The following is a 25,596-nucleotide window of genomic DNA, read 5'->3' on the forward strand; positions in this document are numbered from 1 at the left end:
GGGGATGCGCGCAGCTAAGGTCCGGACAAGCGGGGTTGTCACGGGCGGGTGAAGAACAATGGGCGAGCCGGCGAAACGCAGGCGGCGCGGGCGCCCGTGGGGGCCGATCCGTGCCCAGACCGAGGAGGCCCGCGCCCTGGCGGTGTTCCTGCGCCAGCGGATCACCGCCTCCGGCAAGACGCTCGAAGAGCTCGGGCAGCAGATGCACGTGAGCAAGAGCCAGATCAGTGCGGGGGTCGGCGGAGCGGTACCCGATGAGCGGTTCGTCGAAGACCTGCTGGCAGCGACCACACCCGACGTCAGGGCCCGGAAGATCTTTCTGGAACGGGCACGGCGGTTGCTCTCCGAGGCCCGAAACCCGGCCCCGCTGCGTGACCCCGAGGCCGGCGAGGGTCAGCCGGCGGGGGCGATGGTTCCTCTCGTCCTGGCGCTGAAGCTGGACGATGCGCGGGAACGGGTGGCGGAGCTCGAACGAGTCCGCGGCAACTCACAGCTGATGATCATGATCTTGCTGAGCATGCTCGCCCAGCTCCAGCACACCGTCAACCAGCTGGACTCCGGCCACGTATCCGCGCTGCTCGGCAGTGAGACCGACAAGGCTTCACGCCGGGACCACTTGGCCCGGCTCCGCCGACAGCAGGACGGGGCCCAAGAACGGCTCGGCCAGGCACAGGCGCGCTACGCCCAGGCCGTCCGTCTTGTGACCCGGGCCCGTGCCGAAGCCGGACGGCTGGCTGCGGAAATCATCGCACTCGGTGGCCGCCCGCCTGACCTGCCGGTCACTTCGTCACCCCTCTTCACGGAACCCGGCGGATGGGACGACATCGAGCAGGCACTGCGCCGGGCTGATGAGCAACTGGATGCGGATGCCGCCGTACTGGCCCAGATCTCCGGAGAACTGCCTGCGAAGAAAAGCAGGGTCAGGCAGGCCGGGCAGGCGAGCAAGGTGCTGGCCGCGGTAGCGGTGATTATCGGTCTGGGCGTGCTGGCGGGTTCGGGTCCTGCTGACTCGGGGCACCCGTCGGAAGCCACGCCCAGCGCCACAGGGGGCCCGGTGAGTCCTCCGGGGTGTGTGAACGTGACCTACAAGGGGCCTGTCGGCCAGGTCACCTGTGAGCTGCGGACGGACATCTGTGCCCTGGGCGCCCCGTACTACGTCAAGGATCTCGATGGGTTCTGCGGTGCTGCTCCCGTGGCGGACATCAAGGTCAGGGGCACAGTTGCTGTGGCCACTGGGTCCTGCCTGAGGTATTCCGGGCGTGGGACGTGGCACTGGGAACATGCCGAAACCACCTACGACGCTGCACGGCAGCCTCCTTCGAGTTGCAGTGCATTCGTCGACGGTTCCAGCTGGAACAACGGTGGCAAGCCGCTGACGAAGTGCACCCCGAGTTACCCGGGTACCCGCATAACTTTCCTCGCCAGGATTACGGCCATTCCTGGCTATACGGATGTCCCCTACACGACAGCCTGTCTCACCGCGAACTGGGTCCTGTGAGCAGTGGAGCGTTGCCCTGCTGTCGGCCCCGGCTGGCGGTCTGGGGTCAGCGCTGTGGGTGCTCGACGGTCCACTGCTTGACGGTGGTCCGGATGCCGTCCGTCTCGGCTTGGAGGGTGATGGTGATGCCGGGGACGCTTCCGTGAGTCCCGATCCAGTCCCGGTACTTGTCGAGCGCGGTTGCGCCGCGGTTCCACGTGCCTTCGATGGACCCGTCGACGCCGTGGAAGTGCACGGTGACGTGGTACTGCTCGGCGTCGGGGAGGGGTGTCTGGTCGTCGGGGTCGGTCATCTGAGGGTGATCTGTTCGATCTCTACGTCGAGGGCTCCCTCGCGCTCGAGCTGTGTCTGTTGGTGTTGTGCGGAGGGGAGGTCGTAGGAGACCACGGAGGTGCGTCGCGGGGCGCCGTCGGTGGGGGTCCAGTGGACTTTGTAGCTGGTCAGCATGTTGTTCTCCTCGGCCAGGCAGCCGGTGGCCTGTACAGAGTCGCACCCGCCACTGACAGTCCCCCTCGACCCGAACGATTCGACGGGGTAGCCGGATTATCGGCCGCGAAAACAACGGATATGACTGACCTGCGGTGATGTGGTTACTCGGCAGGTTGCGCGGGCTGGGGAAGCCCTGGTGCATTCGCGGCGTTGGCGAGTGCCGGCGATTCCTGAACAGCCGCCTCTCCCCGCCACCGAGCGAGGCTGTTCCGGGTGGCGAGGGTGTAGGGGTGGTCGGTGCCGAGCACCCGTTCGAGGTCGGCGAGCAATCCGGCGAAGGCCTCTGCGGCGCCAGCCGCATCCCCTCCTACCCCCCGCCAGTGAGCAAGGTAGTACCGGGTGGTGAGGGTGTCGGGGTGGTCGGTGCCGAGCACCCGTTCGCGGTCGGTGAGCAATGCGGTGAGGGCTTCTGCGGCGCTGGCCGCATCCCCCGCCACCCCCCGCCAGTGGGCGAGGGCGTTCCGGGTGGCGAGGGTGTGGGGGTGGTCGGGGCCGGACACTCGCAGCATGTCCTCCAGCAGTGAGGCGAGGGCCTCTGCGGCACCGGCCGCATCCCCCGCCACCCCCCGCCACCGAGCGAGGTTGTCCCGGGTGGTGAGGGTGTCGGGGTGGTCGGGGCCGAATCGGTCCTGGGCGACGTCGGCGAGGGACTGGAAGTGATTGGCAGCGGCTTTGGCCTGGCCAGCCCTGCCGAGGCTCCGGCCTGCGCGTAAGAGCACTTCATGGATGCCATCGGCCCCATGCATGGCGTTGTCAGCGCAGGTGGTCAGGGCGGTGGTGTTGGCGCGCAGGGCCTGGGCGAGGGCTGTGTCGCGTTCGATCTCGGGCCAGGCCTGGTACAGGGCGTCGGCGGCGGTGCGGGCAAGGCGGTTGTGCTGGTCGAGGCTGAGAGTGTTGCGGGTGGCGCGCTGGATGAGCTGGTGGACGCGGACGGTCTGGTGGGGAGTACCGGGGGTGTGCTCGATCAAGCTCAGGCGGTGCAGGGCCCGCAGCGCGCCGCGCGCCTCCTGGGGCGTGACGGGTGGCGGGCTGGTCGGGTGCGGGCCGGGGGAGGCTGGGGGAGGTCGGTGGTTGGCGAGGTGGGCCAGGGCGGGTGGGCTGGTCAGGACAGTGGCGGGGATGCCGTTGGGGTCGAGGAAGGCGGTGAGCTGGAGCATGGGGCGTGCCAGGCCGATGGGGCGCAGGGTGTTGGCGCGGTCGAGGGACAGTTCCCAGGCGGCGGCCACGGTGCAGGTCTGGTCGTCGGGCAGGGCGTCAGGGGCGACATCGGCGAGCGCGGTGGTGCGGTCTGCCAGCAGGGCGCGGTAGGCGGCGCAGTCCAGGCCGGCGTCGATGAGGTAGGCGGCGGCCTGGGACAGGGCCAGAGGCAGGCAGCCCAGGTCCCGTGCGAGGGCGGCGAGTTCGTCGGGTTCCTGGCAGCCATGGGCGGCGAGGGCGTCAGCGAGGTAGGCGGCTGCTTCGGCGGGGGTGAACAGGCCGACCTCGATCAGGTGCCTGCCGTTGCCGGTCAGGGCGGCGTCCTTGCGGCGGGTGGTCACCAGGGTGCGGCCGTGCGGACTGGCTGGCGGCCACAGCCTGTTCAGGTCGGCCGGATCGCTGACGTCGTCCAGGACCACCAGCCACCGGCACCGGGGCCGCCCGGGCACGGGGGCGAGCCAGGCCAGAAACCCCTTGGCGGCCACCTGCGGATCGGAGGGGTCAGCGGCCAGGAGCTCGGTGGCGGCCTGCGCGTAGCCGGACTCGACGGCGTTGCGGCTGGCGGCGGTAACCCACACCAGCACGTCCAGTTCGTTCTTGTCCCAGGCGGTGCGTGCGTAGTCGGCGGCGAGCTGGGTCTTGCCGACCCCGCCCATCCCGGCCAGCACCCCGCCCAACGGCATGCCGCGCGCGGACTCCACGACTGTCGTGCCGCCTCCGGTCAGCGTCTGCCGGAGCCGGGCTGTCTCGGCGCGGTTCCGGAAGGAGCCGGCCTGCGGCGGGATTACCCCGACCTGGTGCGGCCAGGGGGCCGGGCTGCGCGGTGCGGCGTACTCGTACCGGTACTGGTACAGCTCGTTGACCGACCCGGCGGCGATGCCACTGTCCGCCGCGGAGATGACCGTGCCGCCGGGACCGTTCGCGCTGCCGCCAGGGCCGACGAGCGGGCGTAAACGGGTGCCGGATGCGGTCAGCCCTGTTCCAGACCCGGCACTGAAGGGTTTCCCGTGCTCCCGATCCTCACGTCCCCCATGTTCAGCGCGGCGGCCGACCCGCGGTCGGCGCGGATGCTCACATCCCCGCCGACGGCCTGCCCACCGGAGGAAGCCGCCACCCCGCCGCCTGCGGGGTGTTCTTGCAGCTGGGCCACCAGCTCCTGCATAGCCTGAGTGAAGTCCCGGTCGTGCTCGGCGGCGTCCTCCAGGGAGTCCGTCAGGCGACGCCGGGTGCGTTCGGACGGTTCCGGCCGTTCTTCCCCGGCCTCCACGGCCTTCTTGGCCTCTTCTTCCGCCCTCTGCAGCGCCGGGTCCGCGCCGAGTTTGCGGCTGACCAGGTCGTGCAGCCGGTCCATCCCCGCGTCCAGGCCACGGTCGACTTCGGCGTCCGCGCGACCGCCCACCCGCCGGGCCTTGCGCACCAGCCAGGCGAACACCAACCCGACCGTCACCTCGATGCCCGTCATCCGCCCCCCCTACGGCCGTGTGACTGTCATCAAAAAATAAGAGTAGCCACCACGCCAGCCCGCCACGAGACCCCGACTGACCAGACGTCACGCAGCCCTGACATGCCATCAGCGGGGTTGGCACCCGAGGTTCTGGACGGGCACGGTAAAGCGGACGCCAGCAGGCCAGAAGGAGTACAAGCCATATTCGTCGGTCTTGCTCGTGATGCTACGGCGACCCCTCACCCCGATCTTTAGATAACAGCCCGGCCCCCCATCCTCCAGCCCGCACGCGCGCGCCCCTCCGCCCCGCACTTCGGGCACCACCGCACCCCGCGCCGAGTAGGGTGACCGGGGTAGGGCTGTTATCTAAAGATTCATGGTGGTTGTGGTGGACGTCCCCGGCCTCGAAGACCTGCACCGCTGGCTCGCCCGCGGCTACGGTCGGCCTCTGCGCGATGGCACCGCCCGCGCCATGCAGGGCACCACCCCCGACCACTACGGCCAGGACGTCGCCGACTGGCTCCACTGGACCGCCGGACAAGGCATCAACCCCTGGCACGCCGACCATGCTCACGCCCTCGCCTGGCTCGACCACCGCGGCGGCGCCGCCCGTTCACGCAGCCGGTACTTCAACGCCCTGCACACCTTCTACATCTGGGCCGCCTCCGAGAACCTGTGCCGGCACAACCCGTTCGACGAACGCCTCCGGCCGGAAGTCCGCGACGAACCCGGGCTCCCCGTCGTCGACGCCACCCACATGACCGCCCTCATGCAAGCCGCCGACGGCCTCTACGCCCCCGTCACCCCGCGCAACCGCACCCTCGTCTACGCCATGCTCGCCGGGCTCCGCCCCGGCGCCATCGTCCGCCTCGACACCGACGACCTCCGCCCGCGCGGCACCAACACCGTTGCCAAGGTCTGGCAGAAAGGCGGCGGCACCCGGTTCCAGGCCCTCCCGCCGCTGTTCGTCCTCGCCATCGACGCCTACCTCCCCCACCGCCTCGGCCCCACCCCCGGCCCCCTCATCACCACCCGCACCGGCGGCCGCCTCGACAGCAACGTCACCCCCAGCACCGTCCTCCGCCAGGTCGCCGCCCATCACCCCCTCCTCGCCGACTTCGCCCCCACCCTCCTCCCCGACGCCATCGCCACCAGCGCCCGCAACCACGGCACCTCACCCACCGGCACCGTCACCAACCTCTAAACCCCCACCCCAACGGGTGCACACGCGTGACCCCGGCCAGCCCGAACCCGTTGACCGGACGAAGTCCGGCACCCGCACCTGAGGTTCGAGCAGTGCGGAGGCGACCGACCACGCCCGTCTCGGGCCAGGCACCCGAACGGCCGTATGAACGGCGACCGGGGCACCCCGTGGGTCGTTGCCCGGGGCATGACGGATTTCACCGAATGGATGGCCGAGACGGCAGCACAGCCCGGCCCGAGCGAAGAACGCCTCGACCAGCTGCGCGCCGGCCGCGGCCTGGACGACCTGACGGACACCGAAGCCGCGGCGTGGCTGGTGCAGGTCATCGTCGACTACCGCCGACGGCCCGGCGGCTGGGAAGTACACGTGGTGGTGGGGCGCACCGGCCCGGAGCGCACCGGGACCGACCTGATCAACGGTCGACTGGCGCACATCGTCACCGCCACGATGGACCAGGCGCAGGCCCTCGCCGACACCACCCGCAGACCCGTGAAAGTGATCCATGGCGTGGACGGCAATCCGCAGCGCCTCCTACGCACGCTGGCGAAGTACGGCGCCGACATGACCACCTTCACCTCACCGGTCTGGACAGCGATCCCCGCCCCGCTGTCTCACAGCGACAACAAGCACGCCAGCATCCCGGCGGCCCTTCGAGGCACTGCTTCAGTGACGGGATGACCAGCCGCTGGCCAACCCCGCATGCGGCAGACTGCCCCAGTGACCACAGCGCACCCCTACGGCCGGGCTCTCGGCCGCGGGATCCAATCCCTGATAGCCCCGGTCGACGAACCGGCTCTCCGCCTCCCTGACCAGGCAGCCCCCGGCGTCGAAGAGCTCGCCGACACCGCTGCGGAAGCCGCCTGCGCCCTGGCCGACGCCGCCGAACCCTCCGGATGGAGCGCGGCCGCCGTCGAGGACACCACCGAGGCCATCGACACACTCGTGGCCGCGCTGGCCGCCCTCGACCCCACGGCCGCGCGTCTCCTCGCGTCCATCCCCGCCGCCACCGCCGCCCTACGCCAGCACATCGAGCGACCGGACACCGAAGTCCAGGCGCCCCCGCCGCTTCGTCGCCGGCGCAGCCTCGGCCACGGCACACAGCCCACGTAGAACCGCCCCGGGCTGCCGCTACCCGGCCGTGGGGGGCCACCCGGCGAGGAAGCGGCATAGCTGCTCGCGCTGTTCGTCCTCGTCCACCACGACGGACTCCCACACTGCCCGGTCGAAGTGCACGTGCACCGCGGCCATCACCAGCTGCCTCAGCACTTCCGGTGCCAGCGCCTCGACCTCCCACTGCACCGGATACCTGACGTCCAGCCCGTGCCGGGCAGCGAAGGCCGGCCACCGGGAATCCGTGCGCTTGCCCACCGCGGCCGGGATGTCCCGTTCGCGGACCTGAGCCATGTTCAGGGCGACGCGCTCGACACGGTCCCAGCACGCGGTGCGCTCGAGCCAGTCCCGCTCAATGTCCTCGCCGGAGGCGTCCAGGTCCCCGATGTAAAGGAGCACGGAATCGCGGCCGTCGGCCCGGACGGCGCTGGCGACGTCCTGGACGTAGCTCTGGGAGGAGAAGCCGCGGGCGATGACCACGGGGATGCCGTAGTCCTCCAGCCAGCCGGTGAACTGCACCCGCAGCGTGTCCTTCTCCGCCGCCACGTACAGGTTCACCCGCTGCCCGCGCCTGCGGTCCAGACGGAAGGAGTCCGGCATGCAGCGCAGCATGTCAGCGACGTCGGCGAAGGCCTGCGGGCGGTGCACTTCGCGGGTGGAATCGATCAGGTCCGGGAAGGTGCCGTCCCGGCGCGCCTGGGCGATCAGCGAGGACAGCCGCTTGTAGGCGGACGTGGTGTTGGGGATCGCTCCGGCCGCTGCACAGCGGTAGTGGACCTGTCGAAGGGTGACGCTCCTCGGCGGGTACTCGCCCACGATGCGGCGGGCCAGCCGCAGCACGTTTTGCCAGATGATGCGTGGAGTGGGACTAGTCCTCCTTGGCGGCATGCCCACCACCGTGAGGGCCACGGCGCGCGAAGTCACGCATCCGGGCGGTGACCGAGCCGGTCACGGCAGCGGCGCGAGGGCGTCCAGGAGCTTCCGCAGGGGAAGCAGCTCCGCGGAGGGGATCTCGACGGTTGTCTCCATGGCGGTGGTCCATGGGGCCAGGACGTCCGGGAGGCGGCCGGGCGGGGCCTGGCGCAGTCCGGCCCGGAGGCTGGAGGGGGACAGACCGCTGAAGGCCAGGGATCCGGCGAGCTCCCTCTCCGCGTCGGTGGGCGTCCAAGCGCCGGCGTGGAACTCGGTCAGGAGCACCTTGACGTCGTGTACGGGCAGTGTCGTCACGTACCGGTCAACGACCGGGCCCGCCCCGGGAAGTGGGTGAGTGCGCCGGGGCGGGCCCTCGTTCTCGCCGACGGGTGGCACGTTTTCGCTACGGCTGTCGGTGGCGGCCGCTAATCAGACACTCCCCTGGGAACCGATCGCTGCGCACAGAGTGCTCCGCAGGGTCCGCGGTGCAAGCGGCCGGCCGGGGATCAGCCAGGGTAGTCGTACGGGAAGTCGTCGATGTCCCGGTGCGGGCGGTCCTCACGCGCGGGAAGGAAGTCCACATACGCCGTGTCCGGGCCCTCGGCCTGGGTCGCGACGCACCGGACGGCCGCGAAGCGCGCGGGCATGTGGCGGTGGAGGGCGTCGATGGCGTCGAGGTCCTCGCTGGTGAAGGAGGGACAGATCCAGATCGCCGCGTAGGCGTCGACGAGCTGGGCGTACTTGACGAGACGGCCGAGGTGCGAGGCGTCTGAGGGGGTGAGCTGGTTCTCGATCACCACGTGGCGGCGTCGCTTGCCGGAACGCTCGACCCGGGCGAGGACGTCGATACGGCTCCTGCCGACGGTGTGCTCCGTCTCCACCAGGGACAGGCCGCCCAGTTCGTCGATCCCTGTGGCGGCCCGCTCGACCATCCACAGATTTCCGGCGATCCAGGGTGTGAAGTTCCTGGCCTCGTCCTGGAATACATCTCTGACGTGCCAGCGCGGTCGGGCCAGCCGTGCCGCCCTCAGCCGGTCATCTTCCCGCACCGTGCGTATGTGCTCGAACCGCGGATCACCGTGATCCGCCAGGAACGGTTCCTCTGTTCTGTGTTCCTGGTCGTTCCTCTCCGGCCAATTGTCTGGCGAGCCGAAGGTCAAAGCAAAGACTTCCTCCAGCGGTTGGTTCGCGCGCTCGATGTTCCGGGCGAGTGCTGGGAACCGTTCGCGGATCTCGGCAGCGGTGAGGGTCGTGCTGGTGTTCATGAACGGGCAACTTACGTGCCGCCACTGACATCGGCGCCGGCGAGCGCACCGGGACGGATATCGCTGACGGGGCCACAGGTGCGGTGGTGGTGTTGAATGACCGGGGTGGCTAAGGGAGTTGGGCGCGGGCGCGCTCGGAGGAAGAAGAGGAAGTCGGCGGCGCGGAAGGCGAGCGAGGGCAGTACGGTGCGCCACCGACGGGGGCTGGACCTCTCGGTGCCGTACTGCCCGAAGTGCGGGAGCACGTTGGTGCAGACGTGGCTGCCCGGCCCGTCGATGCAGGTCTTGATCGACGCGGCGCGCCCGGAGGCCGGGGTGTTGGCCGTGCTGGTGCACTCGGAGGACTTTCCGCAGGGGGTGCCCGGGGACCCGTGGCCGACGATGTGCGCGGTGTGCGAGCAAGACTGCGGCTCGAGGCCGCGGCAGTGGGGGCACCCGCTGTACGTGGCGATGCTCGCCGCGTTCGAGGCCGATAGGTGGCCGCGGGCCCGGGACTGGGAAGTCGAAGACCATCACACAGACTGGTACGCCACCCGGCTGCGCAAGGCCGTCGACGCGCACGAGGAACTCCTCACCGGCGAACGGCCGTTCCGCTGGGGCTCACACAAGGAGTACGACCCGCCGGGCCGGGGCGCCCCCGAGGAGGGTGGTCCAGTTGTAGACCAGTCGGTGTCGGATGCGGCGCCAGCTGCCGGTGGTCTACCCCTAGACCACCCGCCGACCGTGGAGGAGGCGGTGGCCGGGGTCCTGGCCGCCCGGGCCGCCGAGGCGCGGTGGATGGAGCTGCTCGGGGTGGCGCTGCGGGCGGAGGACGCACCGGGCAAGCGGCGTGAACTCGCTCGGCGCGCCGCGCCGGCGATGTCGCGCACCCTGGTGCTGCGCGAGCTGCCGCCGAACCCGGGCAAAAAATAACCCTCTTCACGAACCATCAGAAAAGGCGACCCACAGACCGGCCCTTCTCGCGGCCGAACACACGGAGGCCGGGGTGATCGGATGCGGGCAGGTGCGGCAGGCCGTCAGCGGGCCGTCTGTGGATTTTCGCCCTGGGCGCCAGTGTCGGTGGGCGGGCGGGGCGTGGCTGTCAGAGGTGGTCACTAAGGTCGGGGCGTGATCGTGAACGATGCCCGCAAGGTACGGCCGCACCGCTACGCCGACAAAGATTTCCGCTGGTTCATGGGTGATGAACTCGGGAAGGCGACTGCTGACGACTTTTTGGCAGCCTGGATATGGGCAAAAGAAGGTGTGTTCACGCAGGCCGTATGGAACAACATCGCCGAACGCGCCGAGCAGCTTGAACGAGAGGTGTCGGAGGCCACGCGCCGCCAGACAGCGCAGTTGGATGACACGCCCGAACCCATCGCCAGGGCCTGCCGGGCAGCAGCCCGGCGACTGCTCGACATATTGCAGCCGGAATTGCGTGAAGCGGAGCAAGCAAGACTGGAATGCCGTAAAGCCTGGAAGCTCATGAGCCGCGGCTATGGCGACGACCCTGTAGACATCTACGAAGAGACGAAGCGCTCGCCTTCTCCTTCCCTGTTCGAGAGCATCATGCCGCTGTGGGACCAGCACCAGGAGGCTAGGAAACGCATCAAGGCCGCTTTGAGGAAGGACCGGAATGAGCTGCACCGAATAGCCCTGCTCGATGCGCAACGCATCGCCTTCATCCGGTCCGAAGCGAGCGTCAGCCTGGAGCAGGTCAGCGCGATGCACCACACCGAGTTCGAGCGGCTGGCGGCCGACCTGGTGCAACGGGACGGATACAACGTCATCCGCCCCCGGGGTGGAGCGGGGGACCTGGGAGCCGACGTGATCGCTAAGGGCCCTGGTGGCGACATCGTTGTGATTCAGTGCAAGCACACCACGGGAAATGCCACGGTCGGCTCTCCCGTGCTGCAACGCCTGAATGGCACTGCGCGTCCCGTACACGGGGCAGACGTGGTGATTGCGATGACGAACGGCAGTTTCTCCCTGCCCGCCAGGCGATTCGCCGAGAGTCAGACCATTCACCTCATTGAGTCCGAGCAGCTGGAACAGTGGGCAACGTGGGGTCAGCCATTGCCGAAGGTGCTGGACCTGACGTCAAAGGAATCTGCTGCATGAGGAGATCCCGCCGCTTACGGCGCTTATCCCAAGCAGCCCCGAGCTTCCTGAATTCCAACGCGCGCCCTTTTACTGATGTATGCATGGGGCGCGCGTTCTTTTTCCTCAATCCCCTGGAGGGAAAAAGCTCCTGACGGGGCAATACCAGGTCGACGTGCGGCATTCTCCGCGCCGCGGACTGTCCTCGAGCGTCCACACCTGCCTGACGCCGAAGTGGGACGCGCCCGTCCGTCCCGGGCGCCGGCGCCGCCCAGCGATGTCACGCCCGCTGGTGCTCTGCGGAAGCTGCCGTCGGACTCCGGCACACTGGGCGCTGAATGATTTTTCGCCCAGGCGGCCAGAAAAGCGACCCGCAGAACCGGCCCTCTCGCGGCCGAACGCGCACAGGATGGTGTGATCGGGTGCGGACGCCCCCGACAGACCGTCAGCGGGCCGTCTGAAGGTTTCGCCCTCCTCAACCAGCCCCTGTTCACCGATTACTGACGGGTAGCCGGGTATTCTTTCAGGAATAACCGCCAACTCGGAAACGGCGCGGGCATGACACTCGCAGGGGGGCGCGTGAGCGGACACAACGGCAAGAAGCGCATGAACGAGACGGATGACCCGACATCGGTCACGGTCTGGCTCGATCCGGCCGACGCGGAACCGCTCATCCTCCCCGCACCGCGACCGGTCCTGCCCTCAGAGATGCCGGGCCACCACCACAAGATCGACTTCCCGCCCGTCGAGAACGGCGTCGACTACCTCGTCAGCGTGGTCGAGCATCTCGCCGGAGACGGCACCCCCCTCCCCCGCGACGTGAAGTACGCCGTGCTCCACCTCCAGGCCGCAGCCGAGGTCCTCCTCAAGGCCCGCCTGCAGCGCGAGCACTGGAGCCTGGTCTTCAAGGACCCGGGCCGGGCCACCCGGGAGCGCTTCGAGCAGGGCGACTTCGAAAGCTGCACCACCGAAGCCGCCGTCGACCGGCTGCGGCACATCGCCGGCCTCCGGATCAGCGAAGAAGCCGCCAAGGGACTCAAGTCTCTGGCCAAGTCCCGCAACGCCCTCCAGCACTACGGCCTGACCGCCCCGGTCCGCGCCGTCGAGGCACGCGCCGCCACCGTCCTGGACTTCCTGCTGGCCTTCGTCCACAACCACCTGCTCCCCCAGCTCACCGACGACGAAGCCCGCGGCATCCGCCTCGGCCTCGACAAGGTCGGCGAGGCCGTCCGGGGCATCCAGTCCTTCCTCACCGAGCGGCGCAACCGCCTGCGCGGCGAGCTCGAGGCCCTCCAGTACCAGACCGTGGAATGCCCCCACTGCGGCGAGTGGGCCATGCTCCTCGGTGAGGAGGACAGTCCCAACTGCCTCTTCTGCCACGAGCTCTGGCCAACCGTCTCAGATGCGATTGCCGACTACGCCCGCGGGCGGGATCAGGACCCCGCCGGCACCTACCGGTGCCCGCAGTGCGCCCAGCCGACGCTGATCCTCGACAACGTCCTGGTGGCGGCGGCGCCCGGGACGCCCAGATCACTGTGCTTTGGCTGCGGCGGCTCCTTCGAGGAACTCGCCGAGTGCGGGTGCTGCAACGACCTCATAGTGCCCGACGAGAGCGGCATGTGCGACGACTGCCTCGCGGACAGGTTCGACAGGTTCTAACCCCCCAGCTGACAAAGGAGACAGCTGTGACGACCGACAGCGAGCCCATCGACGCCGAGCTCCTCCCGGCCGACGACGTCCTGCCAGCCCTGCGACCGCTCGGCGCTGCCCACACCGGGCCGCGTTACCTGATCACCCAGCACACCATGCTCGGCCCCGGCCAGCTGCCGCAGCGCGCCGACTGGCGGCCGCCGTGGACCGACGCCGACTTCCGGCTGTCGGAGGAAGACCTCGAGGACCTGGCCGACGAGGACCTCGCGGAGAACACCCTGGTCAACCGGGACTCCACGGTGAAGGCGTTCGAGGCATGGTGTGCGGCGCAGGACCCGCCGCGGCTGGCCTACCCGTGTACCACCGCCACTTACACCGCCTACGGGCTGCACCTGGTCCGCGAAGGTAAAACGGGCGCGTACGTCCCGGACACCGTCGGCCAGTACATGAGCCGGATCAAGAACTGGCAGCCCGTCGACTACCGGCCCGACGACACCCGCATCAAGGGCCGTCTCCGCGCCTGGCGAAAGGAATGGGCCCGCTCCGGCGGCACCGTCGACCGCGCGGCCGCCGTCACCATCGCGTACAACCTGCGCATCATCGATGCCATCGACGAGTCCACGAACATCGGCAAACGCGATGCCTTCCTCGCCGCCCTCGCCTATTCCAACCTCCACCGCGAATCCGAGCTCGCCGACCAGCTCATCAAGCGCGTCAAGGTCTACGACACCGGACTGCACGTCACCACGGCCACCTCCAAGACCGACCAGGCCGGCCAAGGCTCGAGCCGATTCATCGAGGACCGCGCGGACCTCCAGCTGGTGCGCCGCGCCCGCGCCTGGCTCGCCGTCCTCGCCGAGCTCGGCGCCGCAGGCCCCAACGACCCGCTCTTCCGCGCCCTGACCCGCGGCGGCAATCTCGTCACCTACCCCGCCGACCGCAAGCGCGGCACCCGGATGCGCCCCGGCTCCCTCAACGAGCGCTTCCAGCACCTCGCCGAGCAGGCCGGCGTGCCCTACATCGACGGCAAGAAGGTCTCCAGCCACTCCTGGCGCGCGGGCGCCAACGGCGACATGATCGACGCCGACGTGCCACTCGCCGAGCGTAATTTCGCCGGCCGCTGGACCGGCGACTCCCACGTCGCCGACACCGTCTACGACCGCCGCCACGGGGTCGGAAAGCGCGACCCGCTCAAGCAGGTGCCGTTGTACGGTGGGAAGGCCGAGACCGCCGGAAGCTGACCCACCGCCAAGACTGCTGCCACTCGCGCTGAGCCCGTACGTCGGAGGAGGGCCAGGGGCCGTTACGGCTAGGCGTGCTGGTCATTCATCCCGTTATGGCTACGCGTGAGGTTCTACACCCCTGCACGATGTGCACCGCCGACTTGTCCGCGGCTGGACCGGCAGGGCACCGCGGAGCAGGGCCCGGTGCAGTTCGCCGCGGACCATGTCGAGCTGGCGCCGGCGCGCTTCCCCGACGTCGAGGTCGTCGAGGAGCCGGTCCAGCGCGGTGATCGAGGCGTACGCCGTCGGCACGCCCCGATTCTCCCGTACCGCCGAAGCTGTCACCGGTGTTGGGAGCCTGCTTCGCGTATCGCTTCGGCGACCTCCAGCAACGCGAACGCGATGGCAGCCAGCCCCGCCCCGATCGCTTCGGTGCGCTCTTCCTCCCGAGTTCTGGTCTCCGCCCGGTCGGCCAGGGTCTCGCTGTGGTTCCCCAGGTAGGTCATGTTCGACATGCGGTGCTTCCCCTCCCCTCCCGCTGGTCCCTCCAGCGGGCATGTGCACCCTGCCCGTACCCCGCTGTCAGAAACAGCCCCTGGTCCAGGTGTTCCGCCGCTGACGACTGGTCGGCAAGAACGCCCCGCGGGCCGCAGCGCACTGGACCTCCAGCCGCCTCACGGGCCCCTGGGGCTTCTTGTGGGCCGTGCCGCTGTGCACCGGTCGCGAGGGACGGCCCGCACTGCCGGGCCGCATCGGAGCCAGGCCTCAACCAGCCCAGGAAGCCTGTGTGTTGCCCAGGTCACAGAGGGCGGCCAGCCCCCTCCACCGTATGGGAGCAAGGGCCCTGGATAGTTGCTTTCCAGTACCGAGGTTCCTGTTACCCAGAAGAATTGAGGTCGTCCCTGACCTGCGACTATCCCCCCCAGGGGAAAGAAAAACTTGAGGGAATTGTCTACGTCGCGCTCGCAGGAGGGTCGAGCCTCTTATTGCAGCCCCCCGATGGATTCGCACCCCAGGAGGCGTCCTCGGAGGGGCAGTTGGGCATTCGTGGGGGGCTTGCGGACGCCGCGAGTGGTGTAATGTAAAGGTCACTTCCCCGTGGGTCGCCTGGTGGGTGCTCCAGCTGGATCCATCCGGCGAGGGGAGGTGACTGACGGTGTCAAACGTCGGCGACGGCTCCCCCGGGGCCCAGCCGGCGCGGACGAAGCTCCAGCGGGCCACTGATGTGGCCAAGCTGGCGGCGGCCATCCTGAGGGGGGCGTACTACCTGGTACGTTCCTGGAGGGACTGGTCGCTGTAAAAGCGCTGATGGGCTCACCCCGGCCAGGGTGAGCCCATCGGTAGTCCCGCCGAAGACGGACCCCGTGTCATCGCTAGCAGGCGGGCACGGGGTCCACTCATGTGGACTGTCTGATGGTTAGGCTACCACGCGCGGCCATTTAATTAAATTTCTAGGACCCGCTGCAGCCCCGAACTCTCTCCGGGGTTTTATTTTTTCCTGACAGTCAATGGTTTCCTGCCAGTCTCGTTTTCGAAATTTCTGTTGTCTCGTCAGCTGCTTCTCTGGCGGCCCAGTTCGCAACATTATTTTCCAAGAGCGGGCGAGATGGGCGACTGGGGGAGCAACTTTCGGCACGTAGAACAGAGCCTGGCCGCATGCAATTTCTATCGAGCCGAGAAGGCCGTCCGGACAGGGTGTTGGGTGGTCCGGACAGGTGGACCGAGACCGGTCTCGGTCCGCGACGAGAACCAGGTGGAACGCGGTCCGGACCGCGCTGTGGACCGTCCGGACCGTGGTCCGGACCGAGACCGAGACCGGTCTCGCGAGACCACCGATGACCTGCGCGGACAGGGTGTTGGGGTTATCCGGACAGGTTGACCGAGAACCAGGTGGAACGCGGTCCGGACCGCGCTGTGGACCGTCCGGACCGTGGTCCGGACCGAGACCGAGACCGGTCTCGCGAGACCACCGATGACCTGCGCGGACAGGACCAGCGCAGGGAGGACAGGAGCAGCTGGCCACCAATGGAGAGCCTCCCGCATGTGCCTTTACGGCTCAACAGGCCACGGACGGAAAGGTACCGACAGGCCCTAATCTCGCTGCATGGACCCCTGCAATCGGCCCCAGGGGGTGGCAGCCATCGACGCGCTCCACCATTGAGGTCTGAGTAGCGACCCCAATAAAACGGCATCGCGGCTGGTCAGACAGTTCGAAACGTCCTCATGCGTCAACGGGCGCGATACTGCCCGTTCATATCAATGGGCACGGCGGACAGCACGATCGATGCCGTCGTGTCCGCCAACCTGACGAACCGTCCAACCGGCGGACGGACCACGCCCTGCAGGCTTCCCGGGCAGGCCGACGGGCGAACCCTTGACCGGACCCCGGCTCGACGGTGCCCGCAGACCTTGCTTCGGGCGAGCACGGTCGGCAGTGCGGGTGTCGGCTCACCGTGGCGGAGACGACAGGAGACGGAACCGTCGGCCCATCGGCCACCGGCGCGGAGTCGGCGGGCATCGGCCATCTGCTCGCGGTGGCGTCTCCGGTCACGCCACCAGGCGAGCCGGTGCGCGGAGCGCTGAGGGAGCATCACGGACAGCACGGCGCAGATCGCGCCGGGTATCCCCGACAGGGCCACCGCCCACCAGGGGGCGGGGGTGGTGAGCCCCAGCATGGCGGGGAGGGCGGACGCCGCGCCGGCGCCGAGCGCGAGTGAGTCGCGGCCGGGAGACTCCCTCTGGGCTGAGCCGTCGTCCTCCGGCGGGGACAGTACGAGGCCGGACATGTGCAGTTCCCTTCCTTCGAGGCGTACGGCCTGTCCGCACGCCGGGGGGACGTCCGGCCCCGCCACCGTGGCGCCTTCGGGAGCGGGTCGGACGGGGGCAACCGTTGTCCGGATCGCGTGCAGGATCCACTTCTCGCGAATTTCCGTCCGGTGCCCGTCAGGGCCGACTCGCCTGCCGTCAACCGGCCGGGGCTGGCTCTTCAGCGCAGCCGCCGCTCATTCAAGGCCTGACCAGGGGGCGTTGCCCGGTGCCCGGACAGGCGTGCACCGATTCGCGAGGGCTTGAATGAGCGTGCCGGACGGTGTAGAGGCCGCAGCAGACCACGCGTTCGGCACGCCGGACAACTGGGACGGGCGACTATGCCGCGGCCGAGTCCTCCGAGTCGGCGGGATGCCGGCCGTGCCGGACCTGGGCGAGGCGTTCGCGGTGCCGACGGCGGTCGCGCCACCACTCCAGGCGGTCACGGGAGTTCTGCGGCAAGGCGGCCTGGACGAGAAGCGCAAGCGCGCCGGGGGCGGAGGCCAGGGCCAGCGCCCACCAGGGCGCGCCGGTGAGGGCGAGTGCGGAGGGCGGCACCGAGGAGGCGGCGGCGGTACCGAGCAGGTGCGGGGTGCGGGTGCGCATGGGCATGCTGACGCGCCGAGGGGGCCCGGTCGCGCGCCAACTCCTTCGGCACGAATCCATCACGTAGGGAGCGCTCCCAGGGCCCGCAGGTTCGACTCCGCCCTCCGAGAGGAGGGCCGTGTGCTCCCTGCGGGAAGTGTGCCCTTGCGCAAGGTGCGGCGGGGCCGCTTCCGGAGTTTCTCCCGGGTTGTGCGACATCATCCGGATGTCCTGGTGCTCCCCCGCGCTGCGCCGGCGGACGGGGCCTCGGAGCGAGTATCGCGTCGGATAAGGGGGTCGAGTAGGAACCGTGCAGAGAGTGCAGTTTGCTGTCACATGATTTGACACCCGGGCTGGACGCGCGCGCAGGAGGCCGTCACCAGATCCATTCAGCGGCGGAGACAAAATCGGCCGTCTGCGCCTCCATCGGCCGTGGGGACCAACGGAACAGCCAGTATCGGTGAGATTGATCTTGGTCGCGTAGCAGGTCAAGCGCACAGTCGTGGTCATGCGTCCGTTCCCTGTGTGGCGGGGTCGGCGAGGGTGCGGTACAGCGTCGGCAGGCTGGGGTGTTTTCCCTTGTGCTTGCCCCGGGTGATGACGGTCTTCTGCTGGATCTCCTTCATGGGGGTGCCCTTGGCGCGCAGGGCGAGGGCGTACTCGATCTGGTCGGCGTCGAGGGAGGGCGGCCGACCGCCGGTGCGGCCACGCTTGCGGGCGGATTCCTGGCCTTCCAGGGTCTTCTCCCGGGTGTAGGTGCGTTCGGCGCCGGACAGCGCAGCGAGGACGCCGAAGAGGATGGCGCCCTGGCCGTGCCGGTCGCCCGGGTCGTACAGGCCGGTGACGGGGCCGCTCAGGAACTCCAGGGCGATACCGGCCTTGCGCAAGTCCTCGACGGTCACGAGGAGGTCGGTGCCGCGGCCGAGGCGCCGGAATTCGTGGACGGTCAGGACGACCTGGACGTCCGGGTGCAGCCGTTTGAAGCGGCGGGCCACCGCGACGGCCTTCTCGTACTCGGGCCAGACCTTGACGCGGGTGGAGACCTTCTCGTGGAACACCTCGAAGCAGACCGGCTCCAGAGCGTCGAGCTGGGACTGGAGTTCCTGGGTGGCCGTCGAGCAGCGGGCGTAGCCGATGCGGACCGCCGTGATCCCCGCCGCCAGCGGCACGGGCTCGGCAGACTCGGCCCCGCCGGGTTCGGGTCCGATCACCCAGCGTCTGCCGGGGCTGCGGTCGGGCGGGGTGAGGACGTGGAGTTCCTCGGCGACTCGGGGCACGAGCTGGAGGCGGCGCGTGTGGTACTTCGCCGCGGTCTTCCCCATATTGGTGCGGCACGCCGACCCGGCTGGCACGTCACAGGTCGGGCACGGGTGGCGCTCGATGGCGGCGGGCGCGTCGAACCCCTCGTCAGTCATGCCTCGAAAGCTACCGGTGTGACGTGGTTTCAAGAAAGCATTCCAAGAATCCGATTGAGAACCAGGGGTCCGGACAAGCCGGGCACCGGGCGGGGTCAGGGCGGCGGCTTCTCATTTGCCCATTTATGAGAATGACCGTGCGTCACATCTGCTATACGGAGGCACAATGAGGGCCGGGGCAATGCCCAATGCCCTGTGAGACGGGCAGCCGTTAACGGCTGCCCCACTGGTCCCCACGGCCGTTGACGGACAGTCGGCGGTGTCCGACGGGGTCGGGCAACACGGCGAGGGCTGTTCCGGTCCGGGTCAGGTGGTTGGGTGTCTGTCGTGGGTGATGGCGCCGGCCTGGATGACCAGGGGCATGTGCAGGGCGGGGTCGGCGAGGGCGGCGAGGTTTTGGAGGGGGTCGGTGTCCAGGACGATGGCGTCGGCGCGGGCGCCGACGGTGAGGGTGCCGATGCTGCCTTCTTGGCCCAGGAGCTGGGCGGCGTTGGTGGTGGCGGCGCGGATGACGTCGATGGGTGGCTGGATGCGGGCGCGGATGCGGAACTCTTCGTTTTGGTGGCGGTGCATGCCGCCGAGGAGGTCGGAGCCGTAGACGAGGGTGACGCCGCCGCGGTGGGCGCGTTCCAGGGCGGCGAGTCCTGCGTCCAGGACTTCGCTGACCTTGCGGTGGCTGTCTTCGGGCAGGCCGAAGCCGGGGCCTTCGTTCGCCAGGGCCCAGTAGGTGACCAGGGTGGGGACCAGGAAGGCATCGTGTTCGAGGAGGAGTTGGACGCTGCGGTCGTCGATCAGGTTGCCGTGTTCGATGGAACGGACGCCTGCTTCGAGTGCGCGGTTGACGGCGCGGGCGTGGTAGGCGTGGGCGGCGACGTAGCGGTTACAGGCTTCGGCCTCCTCGACGGCGGCGCGCAGTTCGGGCATGGAGTACTGGGTGGAGTCGATCCTGTCGGTGGGGGATGCGACGCCGCCGGAGGCCATGACCTTGAGGTGGTGGCTGCCCTTGCGCAGTTCGTCGCGTGCGGCGGCGCGGACGGCGTCCACGCCGTCGGCGATGCGGGAGTCGTCGCCGCAGCAGGGGTGGTCGTCCCGCAGGTGGGTGCCGGGGCCTCGGTAGTCGCCGTGGCCGCCGGTCTGGGACAGGGCCCGGCCGCCGAAGGCGAGCCGGGGGCCTCGGACGGTGCCCTCGGCCTGGGCCGCGGCGATTCCGTAGTCAGCGCCGCCGAGGTCGCGGACGGTGGTGAAGCCGCGGTCGAGCATCCCGCCCATGATCTTGATCGTGTGCGCGGCGACGTACAGGGGGGAGGTGGTGGCGATCGAGGCGAGGTCGGCAGTGATGGCGGTGACGTGGACGTGCGCGTCGATGAGTCCGGGCAGGACGTAGGAGCCGCGCATGTCGCGCGTCTCGGCATGCCGGGGGGCCCTCAGCCGGGTGCCGCGCTCGACGACCCGGCCGTCGACGGCCAGCAGGTCGCCCTCGGTGTAGGTGCCGGATTCGGGGTCGAGGATGCGGGCGTTGCGCAGCAGGAGCGGGGCAGCGGAGGGAAGGCCGGTGGTCATGGGCAAAGTGCTCCTTGCGCGGTAATGGTGGTGCGGCCCGTCTGGGCGTGAGCAGAAACAATGCGTTCCAGCGGGCGGTGGCCGGGATGCTGATGGCCCTGGCGGCGAGGACGGCGATGGCCGGCCTGAAGATGCCGGCGAATCAACAGGTGGACAGGGATGCCGGCCGGCCCGGCTATGACCGTGGCCCCGGCGGCGTCGGGGCCACGGAATCCGTCGGGGCGGCGTTTATGGCGGACAAACGCGACATGCCATGCAACGGTAAATGCATAAATCGCCATCTGCAACACTTGATGCAGAACTTTGCAGACCGCTGGACGGGCCAACGCAGTCGGCGCACTTGCCACGTCAGCGATGGATGATGCGGTGAGCCAGCACAGCACACACGGGAAACGGAAGGAAATACGGTGGAGCGACCCGAGGACGAGGCGAAAGCACGGGATCCGGAGGATCCGGCCTCCGCCGTGGACGGGCAGTGGCTGCGCGAGCAGGCCTCCCGGACATCGCTCAGTCCCAAGGCGCAGGCCGTCTTGGACGTACTGGCGACCCAGCCACGCATGAGCACCTACGGCTCCACCCAGCAGATCGCGAACGCAGCCGGCGTCAACGGGGCCACCGTGACCCGCACCGCACAGGCACTCGGCTTCTCCGGCTGGCCCGCCCTCCAGAACGAACTCAGGGCCCGCTACCTGACCTCACTCAGCGTCCCCGAGATCGCCGCCGAACACCACACCCGGCAAGACGGCGTCTTCGCCGACTCCCTGCGCCGTGACCTGGAATCCGTCGCCCTGACCAACCGGCACCTCGATGCGGCCACCGCCCAGCAGGTGGTGGCCGCAATCGTGACCAGCCGACGCACTCTGGTCAGCGCCGAAGGCAGCTACGCCGCGATCGGCCTGGCCCTGACGCACAACGCCGCGCTGGCCGGGTACCCCGTCGAACTGCTCGGCGACCACGGCCGGCCCGACACTCTCAACACCCTCGCCAACATCGGCCCGCAGGACACCGTCATCGCCATCAGCCTCTGGCGCCTCTACGAGAACACCGTCCGCACGGCGCAAGCCGCCCGGGAACGCGGCGCCACGGTGTGCGCCATCACCGACTCGGCCACCACCACCCTCGCCCGCACCGCACATCATGTCCTGACCGTCCCCGCCGAAGGCACCGCCTTCTTCCCCTCCCTCACCGCCGCCCTCGCCCTGGCCCAGGCCCTGTGCGCCCAACTCGCCGCGCACCGCCCCGAGCACACCACCGAACGGCTGCGCCGCGCCGAGGAGTTGTGGGAACGCTTCGGCATCCTCCACGTATCACGCACACCCCCGCACTGACCCAGCACCAGCTGAAAGAACCCCGATGCTCTCAACCGAACTGGTGGATGCCGAGCGGGAGGAACTCGCACGACGCCGAACCGCACCCCGGCGTCCCCTGTGGCTTCTCGGGATATCGCCAGTGTGACGTTCAACTCCACGGCTCCCAGCTCGAACCGCATAGCCTCGTCGCGTCCACTGCTCATCGCAGCGGTGAGCTCCGCGCGGAGCGCCTGGATCGTCCCCGCCAGCCCAGCGGCAATCCGATCGTCCATTCCTATCCTCCTTGGCTGACATCGCAATCTTCCCGGCACTCACGCTTCAGAGGTCCTCAGCCAGGCGTCCTCGTCTTCCTCGGCATCGGTCGTGGCCGTATCACGCAGGGGACGCAGGCCACCATCAAGAGGCTGGGAGGCCCGGAAGCTATAGCAGCCAAGGCAGCTGAGATTGGCAAGCGTTGAGGGGAACAACCGCCCGGCGTCCTCGTCCAACACCTGGTGGCCCCGCGGATGTCAGTCCTCCGCGCCGTCCTCGTCGTCGTCGAGCTCGACCGCGTCCGGGTCGCGCAGGGGCCGCAGGGCACCGGCCGCCGGAGTGGAGGCCGTGAAGCTGTAGCGGCCCAGACAGTTCAGATTCCGGTGCTTGAGCGGGGACAGCCGGGCCACGTCCTCGTCCCTGATCTCGTGACCCTCGGCACGGAGCTGGGCGACAGCGGCGTCGATGTAGCGAGTCGTCCACAGCACGACCGCATTCAAAACGAGCCCCAGCGAGCCCAACTGATCTTCCATCCCGTCCCGGTATGCCTGGTGGATGGTGCCCTTCTTGCCGTGGCAGATGTCCCGAGCGAGCTTGTGACGTGACTCCTGGACCGTGAGTTGCTTGTGCATCTGGCGGCGGTAGGTGTCGTCCATGGGGTCGACGACGGCGAGCAGGTGCAGGGTCTTGGCGATGCGTCCGTACTCGGCGAACGCCTGCCCCAGCGGGGTGGGGTGGCCCTCTCGGCCAAACATCCGCAGCAGGTCATAGGCGCGGACCTGGTTGGTGACCAGGGAGCCGGCCACCCGCAGCATGTCCGGCCACGCGGTAAGCACCTTCTTCACACTCACCCTGTTGCGGGCGATGGCCTCCAGCGGCCCGTAGCCGCCCGCCGCCTCGGCGCCAGGCATCTGGGCCTTCCAGAACCGCTGGTCTTCGAGATCCTTGAACCGCGGGGAGAAGCGGTAGCCGAGCATCTTGAAGATGCCGAACACCATGTCCGAGTACGAGGCGTGGTCGGTGGCGACCATCTCCGGCTTCACCCCGCCGTCCAGGTTCAGCAGCGCGTCCAGGATGAACAGGGAATCGCGCGGGGTGCCGGGCACCACCATCTGCCCGATCCCGATCACCTGGTCATTGATTGCGTTCAGCCAGGTGATGCCCTTCTTCTTCGCGAAGTACTTCGGCGAGGGGGCGGCGTTGATGGTGCGGACGGGGACGACGAAGCGCAGGCCGTCGACGGAGGCAAGCAGCCCGTTGCCCCAGAACTTGACGATCGGCACCTTCGCCTGGGCCTCGATCAGAGCGGCGTTGGCGGCGGCGATGGTGTCTGCACGCAGGTAGTACTGGTCGACGTGGACGAGGCGGGAGCGGGTGAGGGCCTCGATGTTCGGGTTGATGACCGGGGTCAGCCCGATGTTGCAGCTCTCGCTCACGAGCAGGGCGACCACGGAGGTCGTCAGGTCCTTCATGCGGGTCTTGCCGTCGCCAAGGTGCACGAAGGCGTCCAGGAAGCCGGTCCAGGTGTGCACCTCGAACAGCAGGTCCGGCAGGTCGATCTTCGGGAGCATCTTCTCGACCCGTTTGCGCAGCCAGGCAAGCGACTTTGGCTCACCGAGCGCGTGGAGCTTCTCCACGTTCAGCTTCGCCCGCCCGTTGGGCTGGACCTCGATGCTGATCTTCGCGTCGTCGCCGGCCTCCTCCAGACGCTCGGCCATCTGCTTCCACGCCGCGTCCAGCACGGCGACCAGGTCCTTCAGATGCTGCTCGGCGTCCGCGTCCAGGCTCAGGCCTGCCAGCACATCCTCCCGCACGGCCTCCCACTCCTTGCCGTCCAGCAGCCGGGCGCGTGGGTCGGACCAGCGGTGCGAGGGGGAGGCGAAGATGTCCCGGCGCTTCAGGGCGCGGAAGAGCTGTTCCAGCACGCACACCACGTACGCGTCGCGGTCCACCGCCCCTGCCGGCAGGTCGGCGTTGGCGTACACCGCCTTGCGCCACATCGGCGGCACCAGCTTGTCGTCGATCTCGCGCGGCAGTAACGACTTCTCGCTCACCCGCCGCCGGGCCAGGGCGGGCAGCCGCTTCACCCCGGCCAGCACCCGCTTGCCGCCGGTCGCCGCGCCCAGCGCCGAAGTCTCGCCCAGCAGTGCCAGGAACGGCTTGACGGTGTTGTAGCGCAACGCCAGCGCGTTCCGCATGGCGATCTCCGCCGAGTCGTCGTCCTCCGGGACCAGGCTCACCACCGTGGCCGCCGCGCTGGACAGCGCGGCCCGGGGCGCGACCTCCTCCAGCGCCCGCCACAGTGCGGCCACGTCGACATCGCAGCCGGTCTCCTCCAGCAGCTCCAGCTCCTCGATGAACACCTTCGAGGCCCGCGCGACGATCCTCGACGCCTTCTCCAACTGCGGCAGGGTGGACAGGCGTTCCTTGTCCGTGGCCCGCTTCGTGGTGCTGATCAGCCGGGTGGCCATCAGGATCTCGAACAGGTCCAGAGTGTCGTCGATCGCCTTCGCCTCCAGGTGCCGCATCACCGCGGTGAGCATCGCCGTGCGCTTCGGCTCCGAGGTCCGCTCCAGCTTCGGCGCCTTCGTACCCAGCCCGTACCGGGCCAAAGCGGCCAGCCGGTTCGGCGGGACCTTGTTCAGCTTCACCCGCCCCAGCCGGTACGCGGCGATCTCATCCACCCGCTGGAGCGCGTTCTTCATCGCGGTGCCCGTGGTCCGCGTCGGCGGCCGGCGCAGCTGCTCCAGGTAGGAGTACCGCTTCCCCTCCGGCGTCTTCAGCAGCGCCACCAAGTCCCCAGCCAGCGACGGATCCGCCCGCCACGCGGCCTTCGCGACCATGGTGTGCAGCCGCTTCTCCGCGATGCGACGGACCTCCGCCACCTCCCGCGCCAGCACCGAGACACCCGGCAGCAGCACACGGTTCCGGCGCAGCCAGCCCACCGCATGGTCGAACAGTGCCTTCGGCCCCTCCGCGTGCGCCGTCCACGCCCGCCCATGCAGGAACGCCCGGAACTTCCGGCCCATCTCGTGGTCCTCGTACGCGTGGTAGCCGTACGCGTCGCGTATCTCCCACGCGTGGTCGTACACCGTCTGCCGCCGCTCCGTGTACCGCTTCACGCACGACGCGTCCTCGATCCCCAACTGCTCGGCCAGATGCTCGACCACTGGCCACGGCACACCCAAAGGGTCCTCGCCCAGGAACAACCCCACATACCGCACCGTGCACATCTGGAGAGCGAACCCGAGCTGGTGATGCTTCGTACGCCGCAGCGCGATCAGGTCCCGGTCCACGTCGTCCAGGAAGAAGAACCGCTCCAGCTCGGGCCGTGTCGGCTCCTCGGAGAACTTCCCGTACGCCTCGGCCTGCTCATCGGTCAGAAATTCGACTGGCATACGGCGGACGTAACCACCCGCCACGAGCGAGCGCGGATCTTTCAGCGAACGTCCATCGGAAACGGGCGGCCGGTGCTAGAGGATCACCTCCACGGTGTCCAAGATCAATCTCACCGATACTGGCTGTTCCGTTGGTCCCCACGGCCGTCCATGACCTCTAAACGGATCATCCAATGGGCGACCTGCGGAAATGCGATCGC

Annotated in this window: 25 protein-coding genes and 1 pseudogene; 11 read left to right on the plus strand and 15 right to left on the minus strand. The window is 69.0% G+C overall.

Annotated elements, in window-relative coordinates; translation table 11 throughout:
• The first annotated feature begins 58 nt into the window (after positions 1–58).
• Positions 59–1,498 (plus strand): hypothetical protein, encoded by a 1,440-nt coding sequence (locus ACLHRZ_RS31885; protein WP_490422071.1) that lies wholly within the window; start codon positions 59–61, stop codon positions 1,496–1,498.
• Between the two features lie 46 nt (positions 1,499–1,544).
• Here the strand turns inward: ACLHRZ_RS31885 and ACLHRZ_RS31890 are convergent, their stop codons facing one another.
• The 4 genes from ACLHRZ_RS31890 to ACLHRZ_RS31905 all read right to left on the minus strand — a co-directional run bounded on the left by ACLHRZ_RS31890 (position 1,545) and on the right by ACLHRZ_RS31905 (position 4,646).
• Complete coding sequence (locus tag ACLHRZ_RS31890) at positions 1,545–1,790, minus strand: hypothetical protein (protein ID WP_490422072.1); 246 nt, start codon at positions 1,788–1,790, stop codon at positions 1,545–1,547.
• Positions 1,787–1,945 (minus strand): DUF8636 domain-containing protein, encoded by a 159-nt coding sequence (locus tag ACLHRZ_RS31895; protein ID WP_490422073.1) that lies wholly within the window; start codon positions 1,943–1,945, stop codon positions 1,787–1,789. The genes ACLHRZ_RS31890 and ACLHRZ_RS31895 overlap by 4 nt, the downstream gene beginning before the upstream one ends.
• A 143-nt stretch (positions 1,946–2,088) precedes the next feature.
• On the minus strand, positions 2,089–3,885 hold the full coding sequence (locus ACLHRZ_RS31900) for a tetratricopeptide repeat protein (RefSeq protein ID WP_490422074.1): 1,797 nt from the start codon (positions 3,883–3,885) through the stop codon (positions 2,089–2,091).
• Positions 3,886–4,154: 269 nt separating this feature from the next.
• Complete coding sequence (locus ACLHRZ_RS31905; protein WP_490422075.1) at positions 4,155–4,646, minus strand: hypothetical protein; 492 nt, start codon at positions 4,644–4,646, stop codon at positions 4,155–4,157.
• A gap of 358 nt (positions 4,647–5,004) precedes the next feature.
• Between ACLHRZ_RS31905 and ACLHRZ_RS31910 the strand changes: the two genes are divergently transcribed.
• The 3 genes from ACLHRZ_RS31910 to ACLHRZ_RS31920 all read left to right on the plus strand — a co-directional run bounded on the left by ACLHRZ_RS31910 (position 5,005) and on the right by ACLHRZ_RS31920 (position 6,942).
• Complete coding sequence (locus ACLHRZ_RS31910) at positions 5,005–5,832, plus strand: tyrosine-type recombinase/integrase (RefSeq protein WP_490422076.1); 828 nt, start codon at positions 5,005–5,007, stop codon at positions 5,830–5,832.
• Between the two features lie 186 nt (positions 5,833–6,018).
• Entirely contained in the window at positions 6,019–6,510 is a 492-nt protein-coding gene (locus tag ACLHRZ_RS31915) for a hypothetical protein (protein WP_490422077.1), read from the plus strand.
• Positions 6,511–6,549: 39 nt separating this feature from the next.
• Positions 6,550–6,942, plus strand: coding sequence for a hypothetical protein (locus ACLHRZ_RS31920; protein ID WP_490422078.1), 393 nt, complete (start codon positions 6,550–6,552; stop codon positions 6,940–6,942).
• 18 nt (positions 6,943–6,960) lie between these two features.
• Here ACLHRZ_RS31920 and ACLHRZ_RS31925 read toward each other — a convergent pair whose 3' ends face one another.
• The 3 genes from ACLHRZ_RS31925 to ACLHRZ_RS31935 form a co-directional block, all read right to left on the minus strand.
• Positions 6,961–7,782 carry a hypothetical protein gene (locus ACLHRZ_RS31925; protein ID WP_490422079.1) on the minus strand — a complete coding sequence of 274 codons (822 nt, stop codon included), beginning with the start codon at positions 7,780–7,782 and terminating at the stop codon, positions 6,961–6,963.
• Between the two features lie 108 nt (positions 7,783–7,890).
• Positions 7,891–8,169, minus strand: a complete 279-nt coding sequence (locus ACLHRZ_RS31930; protein WP_490422080.1) for a hypothetical protein — start codon at positions 8,167–8,169, stop codon at positions 7,891–7,893.
• Positions 8,170–8,360: 191 nt separating this feature from the next.
• Positions 8,361–9,119, minus strand: coding sequence for a hypothetical protein (locus ACLHRZ_RS31935; RefSeq protein ID WP_490422081.1), 759 nt, complete (start codon positions 9,117–9,119; stop codon positions 8,361–8,363).
• Between the two features lie 186 nt (positions 9,120–9,305).
• On the opposite strand from ACLHRZ_RS31935, the gene ACLHRZ_RS31940 reads away from it, so the two are divergent.
• The 4 genes from ACLHRZ_RS31940 to ACLHRZ_RS31955 all read left to right on the plus strand — a co-directional run bounded on the left by ACLHRZ_RS31940 (position 9,306) and on the right by ACLHRZ_RS31955 (position 14,089).
• On the plus strand, positions 9,306–10,031 hold the full coding sequence (locus ACLHRZ_RS31940) for a hypothetical protein (RefSeq protein ID WP_490422082.1): 726 nt from the start codon (positions 9,306–9,308) through the stop codon (positions 10,029–10,031).
• Positions 10,032–10,226: 195 nt separating this feature from the next.
• The gene (locus ACLHRZ_RS31945) at positions 10,227–11,219 is read left to right on the plus strand and encodes a restriction endonuclease (RefSeq protein ID WP_490422083.1); all 993 of its coding nucleotides are present in this window, start codon (positions 10,227–10,229) and stop codon (positions 11,217–11,219) included.
• A gap of 558 nt (positions 11,220–11,777) precedes the next feature.
• Complete coding sequence (locus ACLHRZ_RS31950) at positions 11,778–12,857, plus strand: hypothetical protein (RefSeq protein ID WP_490422084.1); 1,080 nt, start codon at positions 11,778–11,780, stop codon at positions 12,855–12,857.
• 26 nt (positions 12,858–12,883) lie between these two features.
• Positions 12,884–14,089 (plus strand): site-specific integrase, encoded by a 1,206-nt coding sequence (locus ACLHRZ_RS31955; RefSeq protein ID WP_490422085.1) that lies wholly within the window; start codon positions 12,884–12,886, stop codon positions 14,087–14,089.
• Between the two features lie 99 nt (positions 14,090–14,188).
• Here ACLHRZ_RS31955 and ACLHRZ_RS31960 read toward each other — a convergent pair whose 3' ends face one another.
• Both ACLHRZ_RS31960 and ACLHRZ_RS31965 read right to left on the minus strand, forming a co-directional pair.
• On the minus strand, positions 14,189–14,383 hold the full coding sequence (locus tag ACLHRZ_RS31960) for a hypothetical protein (protein ID WP_490422086.1): 195 nt from the start codon (positions 14,381–14,383) through the stop codon (positions 14,189–14,191).
• A gap of 29 nt (positions 14,384–14,412) precedes the next feature.
• Positions 14,413–14,586: a hypothetical protein gene (locus ACLHRZ_RS31965; RefSeq protein WP_490422087.1), complete on the minus strand. Its 174-nt coding sequence runs from the start codon at positions 14,584–14,586 to the stop codon at positions 14,413–14,415.
• Between the two features lie 641 nt (positions 14,587–15,227).
• On the opposite strand from ACLHRZ_RS31965, the gene ACLHRZ_RS31970 reads away from it, so the two are divergent.
• Positions 15,228–15,371 (plus strand): hypothetical protein, encoded by a 144-nt coding sequence (locus ACLHRZ_RS31970; protein ID WP_490422088.1) that lies wholly within the window; start codon positions 15,228–15,230, stop codon positions 15,369–15,371.
• A 928-nt stretch (positions 15,372–16,299) separates the two neighbouring features.
• Here the strand turns inward: ACLHRZ_RS31970 and ACLHRZ_RS31975 are convergent.
• The 4 genes from ACLHRZ_RS31975 to ACLHRZ_RS31990 form a co-directional block, all read right to left on the minus strand.
• Complete coding sequence (locus ACLHRZ_RS31975; protein ID WP_490422089.1) at positions 16,300–16,857, minus strand: hypothetical protein; 558 nt, start codon at positions 16,855–16,857, stop codon at positions 16,300–16,302.
• A gap of 358 nt (positions 16,858–17,215) precedes the next feature.
• On the minus strand, positions 17,216–17,482 hold the full coding sequence (locus ACLHRZ_RS31980) for a hypothetical protein (protein ID WP_490422090.1): 267 nt from the start codon (positions 17,480–17,482) through the stop codon (positions 17,216–17,218).
• A gap of 485 nt (positions 17,483–17,967) precedes the next feature.
• A complete protein-coding gene (locus tag ACLHRZ_RS31985; RefSeq protein WP_490422091.1) occupies positions 17,968–18,876 on the minus strand; it encodes a recombinase family protein in 909 nt (302 codons plus the stop codon).
• Positions 18,877–19,182: 306 nt separating this feature from the next.
• Positions 19,183–20,436 (minus strand): metal-dependent hydrolase family protein, encoded by a 1,254-nt coding sequence (locus ACLHRZ_RS31990; protein ID WP_490422092.1) that lies wholly within the window; start codon positions 20,434–20,436, stop codon positions 19,183–19,185.
• Positions 20,437–20,483: 47 nt separating this feature from the next.
• On the opposite strand from ACLHRZ_RS31990, the gene ACLHRZ_RS31995 reads away from it, so the two are divergent.
• Both ACLHRZ_RS31995 and ACLHRZ_RS32000 read left to right on the plus strand, forming a co-directional pair.
• A complete protein-coding gene (locus ACLHRZ_RS31995; protein ID WP_490422093.1) occupies positions 20,484–20,798 on the plus strand; it encodes a hypothetical protein in 315 nt (104 codons plus the stop codon).
• A 45-nt stretch (positions 20,799–20,843) separates the two neighbouring features.
• A complete protein-coding gene (locus tag ACLHRZ_RS32000; protein ID WP_490422094.1) occupies positions 20,844–21,764 on the plus strand; it encodes a MurR/RpiR family transcriptional regulator in 921 nt (306 codons plus the stop codon).
• Between the two features lie 77 nt (positions 21,765–21,841).
• On the opposite strand, the pseudogene ACLHRZ_RS32005 reads toward ACLHRZ_RS32000, so the two are convergent.
• Together ACLHRZ_RS32005 and ACLHRZ_RS32010 are read right to left on the minus strand one after the other, a co-directional pair.
• Positions 21,842–22,018: pseudogene (locus ACLHRZ_RS32005) on the minus strand (trypco2 family protein); the annotation flags it as partial.
• Positions 22,019–22,255: 237 nt separating this feature from the next.
• Positions 22,256–25,396: a Tn3 family transposase gene (locus ACLHRZ_RS32010; RefSeq protein ID WP_490422095.1), complete on the minus strand. Its 3,141-nt coding sequence runs from the start codon at positions 25,394–25,396 to the stop codon at positions 22,256–22,258.
• Positions 25,397–25,596 lie beyond the last annotated feature (200 nt).

Source organism: Streptomyces sp. AM25 (assembly GCF_058146165.1).